Origin of the sequence: Nakamurella flava (assembly GCF_005298075.1) — a bacterium.
Lineage (GTDB): Bacteria > Actinomycetota > Actinomycetes > Mycobacteriales > Nakamurellaceae > Nakamurella > Nakamurella flava.
Map to the genome: position 1 here is coordinate 94,366 of NZ_SZZH01000004.1, position 13,970 is coordinate 108,335.

Consider the following 13,970-nt stretch of genomic DNA (forward strand, 5'->3'; position numbering starts at 1 on the left):
GAGAGCGCCCTCGCGGACCCGGCGACCGTCGGAACCCGGGCCACCTCGACGCGCACCGACCGAGGTGTTCCGTCGTCCTGGCCGAAACCCGCGAACCGTCAGCCGGCGGCGACCAGCGGCAGCCAGGGCGACAGATCCGCCCGCGTTCCACTGGCGGTCACCCGCCCCTCGGCGACCGCCTCGTCCCAGGCCAGCCGACCGGAGGCCAGCGCCAGCCAGGTGGCCCCGTCGGTCTCGACCACGTTGGGCGGGGTGCCGCGGGTGTGGCGGGGCCCCTCGATGGCCTGGACCGCCGCGAACGGCGGGACCCGCACCTCCACCGACCGGCCGGGATGCTGCTGCGCGAACCCGGTCAGGGTGGTCCGGACCGTCGCCGCCAGCGTCGGGCGATCCGGCTCGGCCCCGGGCTCGGTGAGGTCCCGGGCGGTGAGCAGGGCCTCGGTGAGTTCAGTGGGGGTCACGGTGCGGCGGGCCATCCCGTCAGCCTAGGGAGCAGATCGTGCCGTTCTCCCCCGGCGTCAGACGGCGGACGACGCCGGCACCACCGGTGCGGGCGGTTCCAGCGGTACCCGAACGGTGACGGTGGTCCCCCCACCCGGGGTGGGCCCGATCGACATCCGGCCCCCGGACGCCTCGATGCGGACCCGCCGGGACTCCAGGCCCACGTGTCCCTCGGCCACCCGACGACGGCGGCGTTCCTCGTCGAATCCGCGACCGTCGTCGGCGACCACCAGCACGGCATCGCCGTGGTCCTTCCGGAGGTCGACCGTCACCCGGTGCGCACCCGCGTGCCGGACGACGTTGATCAGCAGTTCCCGCGCCGTCAGGTAGACCAGCTGGTCGGAGGTGCTGCGCAGGTCGGCCGGCCAGTCGACGACGCTCAGCGTCACCTCGGGTGCCTCGTCACCGTGCGGGGCGACCTGGGCGATCAGCGACGGCAGCGCGGCGGGCAACCCGCTCTCCGTCACCACCGCCGGATGCAGGGCCCGGACGGTCCCGCGCAGCAGCTCGGCCGAGAGCCGCAGCGCCTCGTCGACCCGATCGGCCGCCACCGTGTCGCCGGTGTCACGAAGGTCCTCCAGATCACCCCGGGCGGCCAGCAGATACTGCAGGGCGCCGTCGTGCAGGTCGTCGGCCAGCCGGCGCCGTTCCCGCCGGCCGACGGCGGCGAGGTCGGCGATCAGCACGGACCGCTGCCGCAACAGGTCCCGAATGCCGCGCAGGTTCCGGGCCTGCACGACGGACAGGCCGATCGCGGCCGCGCAGACGATCAGCAGCGGCAGCGTCCGCAGCAGGATCGAGGCGGTCGGCTCGTCGTTGTCGGCCTGGGTGAGGAAGCCGGTGACGACGTACAGGACCACTGTCGGACCGCACACGCTCACGCACACCGCGGGCCGGAGCTGAATGGCTGCCAGCACGGGAAGCACGAAGATGGCCCGTTGCAGCACGTCCGCCGTCCAGTCCAGGTCCGCGGTGATGGTGCTGATGATCGTCAACGCACTGAGGGCCACCAGGTCCAGGTAGGCGACCGTCCACCCCCACCGGTCGGCCGACCCGCCGGGTGGACCGGGTCGCAGCAACCACCAGGAGGTGGCCGCCACCGCGACGGCGTAGCCGAGGCCGACGAACAACGCCGGTCCGGCCACGTCCCCCGGCGGCAGGACGACCAGCGTGAAGAGGACGAAGACCGCCAGGGCGATCCGGATGCCGACCTGCCAGCGCAGGACCGGACCGGTCACTCGAGCAGCCCCCGGCGCATACCCTCGGCCACCGCCGCCGCCCGGTCGGACACCCCGAGCTTCTCGTACAGCCGCTGGGTGTGGGTCTTGACCGTGCTCGGCTCCAGGAACAGCTCCTTGGCCAGGGCCGGGATGCTCTTGCCGGCGGCGAATCCGGCCAGCACCTGACTCTCCCGCTCGCTCAGGGACACGGCCACGGTCTCGCGGCGCAACCGGATCTGATCCACCAGACCCACGGCCAGCTCGGGCGGGAGCACGGTGCGGCCCTGCGCGACCGTCAGCACACCGGCCACGATCTCGCTCCGACGGGAATCCTTCGACAGGTAACCCGACGCCCCGTCCTGCAGGGTCTGGTAGACGACGGACCCGTCCACGTCGGCCGACAACATCAGGATCCGGGTGGGAAGCGCGTCCCGGGTGACGATCCGGACCAGGTCGGCCCCGGTCATGCCGGGCATGGCGTAGTCGACGACCGCGACCTGGGGACGCTCGCGGCGGATCAGTTCCAGACCCTCCTGGGCGGATCCGGCGTCCCCCACCACGCGGACGCGGCCGCTGGCTGTCAGTCCGCGGATCAGGCCGTCCCGGAAGAACGGGTGATCGTCCACCACCCCAACGGTGACCAGATCGTCGCTGGTCTGCGAGCCGCCGCGCATCGGACGAGCTTGGCATGCCGCCCTCGGCGATCACCAGCCTGCACCCGTACACGAAGGGGTGCGAAGCGCGGACCCATCCGCCGGTCGCGTGGCCCCGGATACTGGATGTGGTGAGCAGTGATCCCCGAGCCGTCCTCGTCCCGGTTGCCGACCGTCCGGAGGCGGACCTGGCCGTCCTCGTCCTGCACGGCGGCTCGTCCGATTCCTTCGAACCGGTCGCCCGGACCAGCCTGGCCGCGGCGCGCCTGATCCCGGTGGCCTGGGCGATCGCCCGCGGCCCGGAACGGCCCGCGGTCTACCGCCTGCGGAACTCGGTGCGGGGCTGGAACGGCGACGGACGCGCGGTGCTCGACGACGCCCGCACCGCGATCGAGACCATCTCCCGGACCTCGACGCGGCGACCGGACCGGCCGATCGTGCTGGTGGGGCACTCCCTGGGCGGCCGGGTCGCGTTCCGGCTGGCCGGGCCGGCGGGTGCCACTGCAGTGATCGGCGCGGTGGGTCTGGCCCCCTGGGCCGTCGAGCAGGATCCGGTGGACCACCTGGACGGGGTCCCCCTGGCGGTGGTGCAGGGCACGGCCGACCGGACCATCCCCGAGCCCACCACCCGGCCCTGGCTTGCCCGGGCCGCGGCGGCCGGGGCCGAGTTGGACGAGACCGTCATCGACGGCGGTGATCACACGATGCTGCGCGGTTGGCGCCGATGGCACACCGCGACGACGGCCGGGGTGAGCTGGGTGCGGCACGCGGCTGCCCGGACCCGCTGACGGGGCCGGCCGGTCTCACGAACCGTCGGTGAGCAGACCGCGGATGCGGGAGCGGGTCTGCCGGAGCTGGCGGCGGGCCCGCTCGACGCAGGCCCAGCTGGCCGCCGAGGATCCGGCGGCCTGACGGAGCACCTCGGCCATCGCCTCGCCTCCCCCGGGCACCGCCGGTCCGAGGCCACCGCCGGGCAGCTCGTACCCGACGGCCCGCAGCGCGTTCTCGGCCTTGCGGCTGAACTCGCTGCCCAGGGTCAACGGGACCGCACCCTCGGTCATCGCGACGATGAGAGCGTGCAGCCGGTCGCCGACGGCGACCGCGGAACGCCCGTAGACCTCGCGGACGAGTCGTTCGTGCTCGGCGTGGTTCCCGCTCTCCCAGGTGACCACGGTGGTGGGCACCTCGCGGCCCAGCTGGGCGGCGAGGTCGCAGCACCGCTGGTTGTCCCGGCGGACCTGGCTGATGACGACCACATCCAGATCGGCCAGTTTGGCCGCCCGCCCCAGCGCGGACACAGTGTCGGCCGCCGGCGCGGGTTGGTCGCCCCGCAGACTGACGGCCACCGTTCGCCGGTCCTGCGGGCCGGTGGCCGCGGCCGGCGCGGTCGTCCGACCGTCCAGGAACGCCCAGTCGGGTCCGACGTTGTCGGTGCCGAGGAGCGCGGCGCTGGCCGGGTCGCGGGCGACGACGATCTCGCAGGGCTCGATCATCCACCGCAGGACGCGCACGACCCACGGACGGGAGTTGATCTTGACGCCGACCCCGGCGAACACCGCGTGGCCACCGCGGATCCGGGCCGCCCGGGCGATGGCGCCGTAGATCAGATAGACCAGTGCGGACTTGGGGGTGGTGACGACCTCGCCGGCCACGAAAGCCATCACCGTGCGGCGGCGGGCCGCGGACCAGAGCGCGGCCGCCGTCCACTTCAGGTTCGACGAGTAGAGGGCGGTCCGCCGGTCCAGCGGGAAGGCCGACAGATAGTCCTCGGCGTGGTCACCGACCGCGGCGTGGATGGGCCCGAGCCCCCGGAAGGACTCGTACCAGGGTCGCCGCAGCACCGAGTCGCCGAGGTTGTCGTGTTGACCGAACAGGGACAGGAAGATGGCCGGACCGGTCGTGTCCAGCCCGTCCGACGAGCGGGCATCCCGGCGGGCCGCCGGTGGCAGAGTCGACTTCACGGGGCACGTCCTTCTCGAACGATGTCAGGGGCGCGCCGGTCGTCTACCTCGTTGTCAGCCTCCGGCTGGTCATCCGATCGGGAACTGGTCGTCAGAGCGACAAGCGCGACGACCATCCAATCCTGACCGGGTGACAGTCAATCACCCACAGCCACTTTCGCGCCACCCTGTGTTACACGGTCGTCACGGCCGGGGACTGAATCGCGAGGATTCGACCGCTTTCCCGGCCGTGACGCCCCTCACCTCGTTGCGGTAGGCGTCAGCCGAACAGCGCCGGCAGTGTTCCCGCCCACGCCTGTCGGAGCTCGGCCAACGGGAACGACGCGACATCCTGGATCTCCAGCGTCGGCCCGGCCGGGTTGTCCGCGTCGACGACCCCGACCTTGGCCCACGGCTGCTGGCGGGCCGAGCACATCTCGGTGAACCGCAGCTCCTCGGTGCGCGGCACCGCGACCAGCACCCGGGCGGTGGACTCGGAGAACAGGTACCGGAACGCCGCGGCCCCGAAGTCCTCGTCCGGATCGACCGGCAGCACGACGCGCGCCCCGGTCTCGCCCGACAGGCACATCTCGACGACCGCCTGCGCGAGCCCGCCCTCGGACAGGTCGTGGGCCGCCGAGATCATGCCGTCCCGGGAACCGGCGACCAGCACCTCAGCCAGCCGGCGTTCGGCCGCCAGATCGACCACCGGCGGGCGGCCGCCGAGGTGGCCGTGCACGACCGACGCCCACTCGGAACCGTCGAACTCGTCGCGGGTCTCGCCGAGCAGGATGAGCGATTCACCGGTGTCGTGACCGATGCCGGGGATCGTGCGGCGGCGGACATCGTCGATGACGCCGAGCACGCCCACCACCGGGGTCGGCAGGATCGCCGTGCCGCCGGTCTGGTTGTAGAAGCTGACGTTGCCGCCGGTGACCGGGATCCCCAGCTCGGCGCAGCCGTCGGCCAGCCCGCGGACGGCCTGCGAGAACTGCCACATCACGGCTGGATCCTCGGGCGAGCCGAAGTTCAGGCAGTTGGTGACGGCGATCGGCACCGCGCCGGTGGTGCCCACGTTGCGGTAGGCCTCGGCCAGCGCCAGCTGCGCCCCGGCGTACGGGTCGAGCTGGGTGTAGCGACCGTTGCAGTCGGTGGCCATGGCCACGCCCCGCTCCGGGCCGTCCCCGGAGTCGGCGCCGTAGGACTCGGCGACCCGGACGATCCCGGCGTCGGCCGGCTGGGCCAGCACGGTGTTGCCGCGGACGTACCGGTCGTACTGGTCGGTGATCCAGTTCCGGGCGCACAGGTTCGGCGAGGCGATCATCCGCAGCACCAGCTCGCGCAGCTCGGACAGCTCCGGGCGGGCCAGCGACGCCGTGGTGTCGGCCTGCAGCGCGTCCTGCGACTCGGGGCGGGCGATCGGCCGCTCGTAGACCGGGCCCTCGTGGGCGACGGTGCGCGGCGGCACGTCGACGACGGTCTGGCCCTGGAAATCGATGACCAGGCGGCCGGTCTCGGTCACCTCACCGATGACGTCGGCCTGCACGTCCCACTTCGCACAGACGGCGAGGAAGGCGTCGACCTTGTCCGGGGTGACGACCGCGCACATCCGCTCCTGCGACTCGCTCGACAGGATCTCGGCGGCGGTCATGCCCTCGGCGCGCAGCGGCACCGCATCGAGCTCGACGTGCATGCCGCCGTCTCCGGCGGCGGCCAGCTCGCTGGTCGCGCAGGACAGCCCGGCGCCGCCGAGGTCCTGGATGCCGACGACCAGGCCGGCGTGGAAGACCTCGAGGGTGCACTCGATGAGCACCTTCTCGGCGAACGGGTCGCCGACCTGGACCGACGGCAGCTTCTTGCGCGACCCGCCGGAGCCGGTGGTCCCGGCAGCCGGATCGTCGGCGGCGAACGTGTCGGAGGCGAGCACGGAGACCCCACCGATGCCGTCCAGACCGGTCCGCGAGCCGTACAGGATGATCTTGTTGCCGGCACCGCTGGCGTGCGCGGTGTGCAGGTCCTCCACCCGCAGGACACCGATGCAGGCCGCGTTGACCAGCGGATTCCCGGCGTAGCTGGCGTCGAAGACGACCTCGCCGCCGATGTTGGGCAGGCCGAGGGAGTTCCCGTAGCCACCGACACCGGAGACGATGCCGGGGACCACGCGCTGCGAGTCGGGCGCATCCGCCGGGCCGAACCGGAGCTGGTCCATGACGGCGACCGGGCGGGCACCCATGGCCAGGATGTCGCGGACGATGCCGCCGACGCCGGTCGCCGCGCCCTGGTACGGCTCGACGAACGACGGGTGGTTGTGGGACTCGATCTTGAAGGTGACCGCCCAGCCGTCGCCGATGTCGACCACGCCGGCGTTCTCGCCGATACCGGCGAGCATCTTGCTCTTCATCTCGGCCGTGGTGGTCTTGCCGAAGTAGCCCAGGTGCACCTTGGACGACTTGTACGAGCAGTGCTCGGACCACATGACCGAGTACATGGCCAGCTCGGCGTCGGTGGGTCGACGGCCGAGGATCTCCTTGATGCGGGCGTACTCGTCGTCCTTGAGGCCCAGCTCGCGGTAGGGCTGCGGCTGGTCGGGGGTCTGCTCGGCCCGGGCGACGGTGTCACCGCTCGAGCCGACTCCATCTTCCTCGACCAGGTCGACGGCGCCGACCGGATCGGTGATGTCGAGCAACTGCTCCGGGCGCACGGTCACGAGGAGGCTCCGGTGAGGGTCGGGGCGCCGGTGATGGCGTCCAGCGCCGAGAGGAACAGGCCCAGACCGTCGTCGGTCGGGCCGGTCAGCGGATCGATGGCGTGCTCGGGGTGCGGCATCAGACCGACGATGCGGCCGTCGGCCGAGCTGATCCCGGCGATGTCGCGCAGCGCGCCGTTGGGGTTGGTCGCGCCGTCCTGGGCGCCGTCGGTGACGTAGCGGAACACGACCCGCCCCTCGCCCTCCAGCTCGTCCAGGGTGTGGTCGTCGGCGACGTAGCGGCCTTCGGCGTTCTTCAGCGGCACCAGGATCTCGGCGCCGGTGTCGAACCGGGACGACCAGGCGGTGTCGGCGTTCTCGACCCGCAGCCACTGGTCGCGGCAGATGAATTTCAGGGCGGCGTTGCGCATCAGCGCGCCGGGCAGCAGTCCGGCCTCGCACAGCACCTGGAAGCCGTTGCAGATGCCGAGCACGGGGAGCTTGCGGGGGCCGCGGGCGGCGTCGACGACCGAGCGCATCACCGGGGCGTGCGAGGCGATGGCCCCGGCCCGCAGATAGTCGCCGTAGGAGAACCCGCCGGGGATGACCACGGCCTCGACGTCCTTGAGGTCGCCGTCGGCATGCCAGAGGGGGACGGCCTCGGCGCCGGCGTACCGCACGGCCCGGGCGGCATCGACGTCGTCGAGCGTGCCCGGGAAGGTGACGACGCCGATCCGAGGGGCGCCCGAGCCGGAAGTCACCGGGCCACCGGGGCGTCGGCGTCCTGCAGGCGGGTGATCGTCCATGTCTCGATGACCGGGTTGGCCAGCAGGTTCTCGGCGATCTCCTCGAGGTCGGCGTCGGTGACCGAGTCGTCGACCTCCAGATCGAAGTGCTTGCCCTGGCGGACGGAGCTCACCCCGGGGTGTCCGGTCCGGGCCAGGGCAGCCACGATGGCTTTGCCCTGCGGGTCCAGGATTTCGGGCTTGATCACGACGTCGACGGCCACGCGAGCCACCACACACCCCCAGGTATCGGGTCTTGGGACGGCCGATCACGCGCGATCCGACCGCGTCCAGTCTAGTGCGGGGGGCGACGCCGTTCTCCCGGTGTCCCGGGGCCGCCCGGGGCTGCCCGTCGGGTCGACCTGTCGACCGACGCGGATCAGCCCAGGGCGGCGATGGTCCACCGCGAGACCGACCGCTCCCCGGCGGCGATGACGGGCGGCCCGGCCGGGTCGTTGAACGCATCGGGCGCGCAGGTCATCGGCTCGACGGCCAGCCCGGCGCGGTGGTGCTCGGGTTCCGGTCGGTCGCCGGTGTGGATCTGCACCCACGGCGCCCAGTCGTCCGGCCAGGTCAGCGCGACACCGGTGCCGTCGGCCGGGTCACGCAGCTCGACCCGGACCACCCCGTCCGCGCCGGCGGTCAGATCGGTGAAGGCGTGGTCGATGAACCGGTCCCCGATGACGGCGCCCGCGCGGTAGTCGGCGTCCACCGTGTCGACTGCCGCGGTGCCCTCCGGGGCGAGTCGCTCGTCCACCTCCAGCCGGGTGGCGGCCGGCAGGGTCAGCTCCCAGGTGTCCAGCGGCGACGATCCGGCCCGCAGGTACGGGTGCGGACAGCAGCCGTAGGGGGCGTCGCCCTCGCCGGTGTTGACCGCGATGAGGGTGGAGTGGAAGCCGTCGGCGTCGACGGTGCAGGTCAGCTCGAGGATCAGCGGGAACGGGTATTCGGGCACCGGCACCAGGTTGTGCCGCAGCACCAGCCGGTCGCCGGTCACCTCGGCGGCGGTCCACCGCACCCAGCTGACCAGCCCGTGCAGGGCGTGGCCGCGGTCCACCTCGTTGATCGGGGCCTGGTACTCGACCCCGCCGAAGGTGTAGCGCCCGTCGACGATGCGATTGGGCCACGGGGCCACGGTGGCGCCGCGGAACACCGGCCGGATGCGGTCGGCGTCGAAGGGCACGACCAGATCGCGGCCGTCGTGGGTGAGTACGCGCGTGGTGGCACCGACGGCGGAGATCACAGCGGTGTAGCCGCCACCGCTGATCGTCCACTCGGGGCCGCCGGGCAACGGGTCGGCGTCGGCGGTGAGCAGGGTGGGAGCAGGATCGGCGGGGGCACTCATGGGGCCGACCTTGGCGGGTGCACGACCGCGAGGCAACTCCCGGTCCGGAACGTCCCGATCAGCCCGATCGCGGCACGTACATGATGACGGCCATCCCGGCCAGACAGATCAGGGCGCCGACGACGTCCCAGCGGTCCGGCCGGTAGCCGTCGACCAGCGCCCCCCAGAGCAGGCTGCCGGCCACGAACACCCCGCCGTACGCGGCCAGGATCCGCCCGAAGGACGCGTCCGGTTGCAGGGTCGCGAACACGCCGTACAGCCCGAGGGCGACGACCCCGCCGCCGACCCACAGCCAGCCCCGGTGCTCGCGGAGCCCCTGCCAGACCAACCAGGCGCCGCCGATCTCGAAGACGGCAGCGACGAAGAACAGCAGCACCGAGCGGACCACGGTCATGCCTGCCTCCTTCAGACCATCGACGGGTCAGGAGATCTCGTCGCCCAGACGCTGCGCCCGGCAGGCCAGGTGCAGGAACAGCCGCTGATCGACGTCCTGCTCGTCGATGCCCAGCAGGGTCAGCCCCCGTTGTACCCGGTAGCGCACGGCGTTGCGGTGCAGGTGCAGGACCTCGGCGGCCCGCGCCGCCGACCCCTGCAGATCCAGGTAGGTGGCCAGGGTGTCGATCAACGCCTGCCGCTTGCCGGGCGGCAGGTCGGCCAGCGGCGCGAACAGCCGGTCCATGGACTGCTGGACGGTCGGCGAGCCGTACCACTCCAGGAGCGTCGCGCGCATGCCCACGGCGTCGTAGAAGACCGGGGTGCCGGGTCGGCGGCGAAACCGGGCGGACGACACGGCCAGACGGGCCTCGGTGGCCGTCGAGGCCAGACCGGCCACCCCGGGGCGGGGCGTACCGGAGCCGCAGTACATCCGCAGTCGGGGTACATGCCGACCGAGAGTGGCCAGGACGAAATCGATCTGACGTCGAAAGCGGGAACGGTCGTCGTCCGAGGGAGGCACCTCCCCGGTCCACAGCAGGAGCAGCACACCGGGGTCGTGCCCCACATGCCAGCTACCGGCGAGACTCCGGGCCGCCAGGAGCGCGAGATCGGCGAGTCGGTCCCGGATCTCGTAGGCGGTGACATCGTCGCCGGCCACCTCGAGCAGGTTGTCCAACTCGATGCGGGTCAGCACGTGCCAGTCGTCGATGGGCACGCCCAGTCGACGCGCGGACGGAGCGACGGCCGCTCGGGTCGCGCGGTCGGCGTCGACCAGCTGGATGAGCACCTCCCCGGTGGAGCGCCGGGTCGTCTGCTGGGCCCGGACCCGGGCAGCAGTCAGCCGGGTGACCTCGGCGGCGACCCGCCACAGCACCATCTCCAGCAGGGCGTCGGCCTCGTCGTCCCCCGGCCGTTCGGTGGCCAGGCGGGCGGCCCCCTCGGGACCGGCCGGCACGCTCAAGCCGACCGCGACGTCCGGATGCGGAGGCTCGGAGCTTTCGTCGATCAGGAGCACCGGCCGCCCCAAGAGCAGACCGACCGACTCCAGCAGGCCCTCCACGTCGGCAAAGCCGGCGTCGACGGCCGCACACACCGCGCGCACCCGGTCGACGGTGACGGCGAGCCGGTCCGAGGCCCGTCGCACCAGTGATCCGACCGCCTCGGCCAGTTCGACAGCGGGCCCGAGGCGGACGATCGCCACCTCGGCCCGTCGGGCCAACGCCATCGCGGTCATCGACACCCGCAGGTCGGCCGGCCCGATCAGCAGCAGCGCGGCGGCCGACCGGGCGGCCGCGCGGCGGACGAGGACGTCGAACCGATAGTCCGACGCCAGTGCCGACAGTCCCCGTTCCAGCACCACGACGGCGTCGGACGGGGCTTCGTCGACCTGCTCGACGGACTCCACGATCCGGATCTCGCCGACGCGTCGGTGCAGCGGCCCGACGAGCACCTCGATCTCACCGGGGTGCCGGTCACGGAGCTGGTCGACCACCTCCTGCAGCGTGTTCATCGAGACGTCCCGATCATGTGCGACTGCCCCTTCCGCCGGATTCGTCACCCAGACAGCGCAGGTGTGACCGGAAACCACCGCGTTCCCCGCCGGAAACTATTTGTCGATCTGCCCAAGAATCGCAGCAGTCTTGTCGATGTGGCCATAGCCGTCCGGGTGATGCCGACCCAGGCTGTCCCCCATGACCTCCGCCCTCGACCGTCTGGACGAACAGGACCTGCTGGACCTGTCCGTCGGGTGCACGGTGCTGGCCGGTGGGGGTGGCGGCGATCCGCGGATCGGCGTGCTGATGGCCCTCGGCGCCATCCGCCGCACCGGACCCGTCCCCCTGGTGGCCCTCGACGACCTCGATCCCGACGACCTGGTGATCCCCGCCGGCATGATCGGCGCCCCCACCGTGATGGTGGAGAAGATTCCGCACGGCCGGGAGGGCGACGTCATCCGGGCCGCCTACGAGGCGCGCCTCGGCCGCCCGGTCGCCGCCCTGATGCCGATGGAGATGGGCGGCATCAACGGCGTCCTCCCCGTCGCCTGGGCGGCGATCGCCGGCCTGCCGCTGGTCGACGGCGACCTGATGGGCCGGGCGTTCCCCGAACTGCAGATGTGCACCCCGCACCTCTACGACATCCCGGTGTCCCCGTTGGTCGTCGTCGACGAACGGTCGCAGGTCATGACATTCGAGACGATGGACAACATCTGGGGCGAACGCCTGGCCCGCAACGCGGTGTCCCGGCTCGGCGGCTGCGCCTGCGCCGGCCTGTACCCCATGGACGCCCGCACCGCGGCGACACCCATGCTGGCCGGCACGGTCAGCCGGGCCGTCCACATCGGTCGCACCATCCGGCAGGCCGGCGACGACCCCTTCCGGGCGCTGGACGACACCGTCGGCCTGTACCCGCTGCTGACCGGCAAGGTGTTGGATGTCGACCGCCGGACGGCAGGCGGCTTCGTCCGTGGCTCGGCCGTCATCGAGGGCACCGAGAAGGACGCTGGGCGGCTGGTCCGCCTGGAGTTCCAGAACGAGAACCTGGTCGCGATGGAGGACGGCGAGGCGTTGGCCACCGTCCCCGACATCATCACGCTGCTCGACCGGCACACCGCCCACGGCATCGTCACCGAGCACATCCGTTACGGCCAGCGGGTTGTCATCGGCGTGTTCCGGGCGCCCGACCAGTGGCGCAGCGAACGGGGCCTGGCCACCGTCGGACCGCGCGCCTTCGGCTACGACATCGACTACGTCCCTGTGGAGGACCGCCATGCCCGGGTCGGTTGACCTGCGGATCGGGATCGACGTCGGCGGGACCAACACCGACGCCGTCGTCCTGGACGCCGCGAACACCCTGCTGGCCAAGTACAAGACGCCGACCACGCCGGATCTCACCAGCGGCATCCACGCCGCCCTGGAGGCGGTGCTCGGACAGGTCGACCAGCCGATCGAGCGCATCACCCACGTCATGCTGGGGACGACCCACGCCACCAACGCGATCCTGGAGCGCCGCGACCTGCTGCGCGTGGGGGTGCTGCGGATCGGGGCGCCGGCCACCATCTCCATCCCGCCGTTCTCCGACTGGCCGGACGACCTGCGGGACGCGGTGTCGGCCGGCGAGGCGATCGTGCCGGGCGGCTGCGAGGTCACCGGCGAGCCCATCGTGCCGTTCGTGCCCGAGGAGGTCGCCCGGTTCTGCGAGAAGGTCAAGGGCACCGCACAGGCCCTGGCCATCTCCGCGGTGTTCTCACCGGTATCGGGTGACCACGAGCAGCAGGCCGAGCAGATCGCCCGGGAGATCCTCGGGCCCGACATCCCGATCAGCCTGTCGCAGGGCATCGGCGCGCTCGGTCTGCTCGAGCGCGAGAACGCCTGCATCCTCAACGCGGCCCTGGTCGGCGTCGCCCACAAGGTCGTGCACGGGCTGCGGGAAGCGCTGGCCCGCAACGGGATCGACCCCGTCGCCTTCCTCACCCAGAACGACGGCACGCTGATGGGCCTGGATTACGTCCTGCGTTTCCCGGTACTGACCATCGGCAGCGGGCCGGCCAACAGCATGCGCGGCGCCTGCTTCCTGGCCGACGTCACCGACGCGGTGGTCGTCGACGTGGGCGGCACCTCCAGCGACGTCGGCATGCTGCTCAACGGCTTTCCCCGCGAGTCGAGCACCCCGACCGACATCGGCGGCGTGCGCACCAATTTCCGGATGCCCGACCTGGTGGCCATCGCGGTCGGCGGCGGGACCAAGGTCGCCGGCACCCCGGGCGCGGTGATGGTCGGCCCGGAGAGTGTGGGCTACCGGCTCCGCCAGGAGGCGCTGATCTTCGGCGGTTCCACCCCGACCCTGTCGGACGCCGCGGTGGCCGGCGGACGGGCCGCATTCGGCGACGCCGCCGCGCTGGCCGGCCGCGAGGAGCTGCTCGCTGCGGCCCTGACCCGGGCCGACGAGCTCGTCGCGGTGGCCACCGACCAGATCAAGACCGCCCGCGGTCCGATCCCGCTGGTCGCGGTGGGCGGCGGCAGCGTCATCCTCCCCGACGAGATCGCCGGCGTGGCCGAGATTATCCGCCCGGAGAACTATGACGTCGCCAACGCCATCGGGGCCGCCATCGCGTCGGTCTCCGGACAGGTCGACAAGGTCTTCAAGCTCGCCGGACGCGACCGGCAGGAGGTGCTGGACCTGGCCTGTGGGGCGGCCCGCGACGAAGCCATCAGCGCCGGAGCCGATCCGCGGGCGGTGGAGATCGTCGAGGTCGAGGAGATCCCGATGGCCTACCTCACCGAGCCCGTGGTGCGGATCCGCGTGAAGGCCGCGGGCCCGCTCAGTCAGATGTGACAGCCGTTCCCCTGCCGGCCTCTTCCCCCATCCACCTGCCTCTTCTCCTGCCCGACCTCCCCCGCCGAACGGA

Annotated in this window: 13 protein-coding genes; 3 read left to right on the forward strand and 10 right to left on the reverse strand. The window is 72.3% G+C overall.

All coding sequences use genetic code 11. The annotated features are described in order from the left end of the window. Nucleotides 1–98: 98 nt before the first annotated feature. The 3 genes from FDO65_RS16260 to FDO65_RS16270 are packed head-to-tail and all read right to left on the reverse strand — an operon-like array spanning nucleotide 99 to nucleotide 2,395. Complete coding sequence (locus tag FDO65_RS16260; protein ID WP_166442246.1) at nucleotides 99–476, reverse strand: sterol carrier family protein; 378 nt, start codon at nucleotides 474–476, stop codon at nucleotides 99–101. 42 nt (nucleotides 477–518) lie between these two features. Beyond that, nucleotides 519–1,739, reverse strand: coding sequence for a sensor histidine kinase (locus tag FDO65_RS16265; protein ID WP_137450786.1), 1,221 nt, complete (start codon nucleotides 1,737–1,739; stop codon nucleotides 519–521). Continuing rightward, nucleotides 1,736–2,395: a response regulator gene (locus tag FDO65_RS16270; RefSeq protein WP_137450787.1), complete on the reverse strand. Its 660-nt coding sequence runs from the start codon at nucleotides 2,393–2,395 to the stop codon at nucleotides 1,736–1,738. The genes FDO65_RS16265 and FDO65_RS16270 overlap by 4 nt, the downstream gene beginning before the upstream one ends. 110 nt (nucleotides 2,396–2,505) lie before the next feature. Here FDO65_RS16270 and FDO65_RS16275 point away from each other — a divergent pair, with 110 nt between their 5' ends. Next, nucleotides 2,506–3,162 carry an alpha/beta hydrolase gene (locus FDO65_RS16275; protein WP_166442247.1) on the forward strand — a complete coding sequence of 219 codons (657 nt, stop codon included), beginning with the start codon at nucleotides 2,506–2,508 and terminating at the stop codon, nucleotides 3,160–3,162. A 15-nt stretch (nucleotides 3,163–3,177) separates the two neighbouring features. Here FDO65_RS16275 and FDO65_RS16280 read toward each other — a convergent pair whose 3' ends face one another. From FDO65_RS16280 to FDO65_RS16310, 7 genes are all read right to left on the reverse strand, one after another. Continuing rightward, on the reverse strand, nucleotides 3,178–4,335 hold the full coding sequence (locus FDO65_RS16280; protein ID WP_137450789.1) for a polysaccharide pyruvyl transferase family protein: 1,158 nt from the start codon (nucleotides 4,333–4,335) through the stop codon (nucleotides 3,178–3,180). Between the two features lie 259 nt (nucleotides 4,336–4,594). Beyond that, nucleotides 4,595–6,964, reverse strand: coding sequence for a phosphoribosylformylglycinamidine synthase subunit PurL (gene purL / locus FDO65_RS16285; protein WP_137450957.1), 2,370 nt, complete (start codon nucleotides 6,962–6,964; stop codon nucleotides 4,595–4,597). Between the two features lie 53 nt (nucleotides 6,965–7,017). Next, nucleotides 7,018–7,761 carry a phosphoribosylformylglycinamidine synthase subunit PurQ gene (purQ, locus tag FDO65_RS16290; protein WP_240757668.1) on the reverse strand — a complete coding sequence of 248 codons (744 nt, stop codon included), beginning with the start codon at nucleotides 7,759–7,761 and terminating at the stop codon, nucleotides 7,018–7,020. After that, nucleotides 7,758–8,018 (reverse strand): phosphoribosylformylglycinamidine synthase subunit PurS, encoded by a 261-nt coding sequence (gene purS, locus FDO65_RS16295; protein WP_137450791.1) that lies wholly within the window; start codon nucleotides 8,016–8,018, stop codon nucleotides 7,758–7,760. The genes purQ and purS overlap by 4 nt, the downstream gene beginning before the upstream one ends. Before the next feature lie 146 nt (nucleotides 8,019–8,164). After that, nucleotides 8,165–9,130, reverse strand: coding sequence for an aldose 1-epimerase family protein (locus FDO65_RS16300; protein WP_137450792.1), 966 nt, complete (start codon nucleotides 9,128–9,130; stop codon nucleotides 8,165–8,167). A 58-nt stretch (nucleotides 9,131–9,188) separates the two neighbouring features. Beyond that, nucleotides 9,189–9,524, reverse strand: coding sequence for a YnfA family protein (locus FDO65_RS16305; protein WP_137450793.1), 336 nt, complete (start codon nucleotides 9,522–9,524; stop codon nucleotides 9,189–9,191). A 27-nt stretch (nucleotides 9,525–9,551) separates the two neighbouring features. Next, complete coding sequence (locus FDO65_RS16310) at nucleotides 9,552–11,075, reverse strand: PucR family transcriptional regulator (protein WP_137450794.1); 1,524 nt, start codon at nucleotides 11,073–11,075, stop codon at nucleotides 9,552–9,554. 181 nt (nucleotides 11,076–11,256) lie between these two features. Here FDO65_RS16310 and FDO65_RS16315 point away from each other — a divergent pair, with 181 nt between their 5' ends. Then, on the forward strand, nucleotides 11,257–12,348 hold the full coding sequence (locus FDO65_RS16315) for a DUF917 domain-containing protein (RefSeq protein WP_137450795.1): 1,092 nt from the start codon (nucleotides 11,257–11,259) through the stop codon (nucleotides 12,346–12,348). Then, on the forward strand, nucleotides 12,332–13,897 hold the full coding sequence (locus FDO65_RS16320; RefSeq protein WP_137450796.1) for a hydantoinase/oxoprolinase N-terminal domain-containing protein: 1,566 nt from the start codon (nucleotides 12,332–12,334) through the stop codon (nucleotides 13,895–13,897). Before FDO65_RS16315 ends, FDO65_RS16320 begins: the two co-directional genes overlap by 17 nt. The last annotated feature ends 73 nt before the right edge of the window (nucleotides 13,898–13,970 follow it).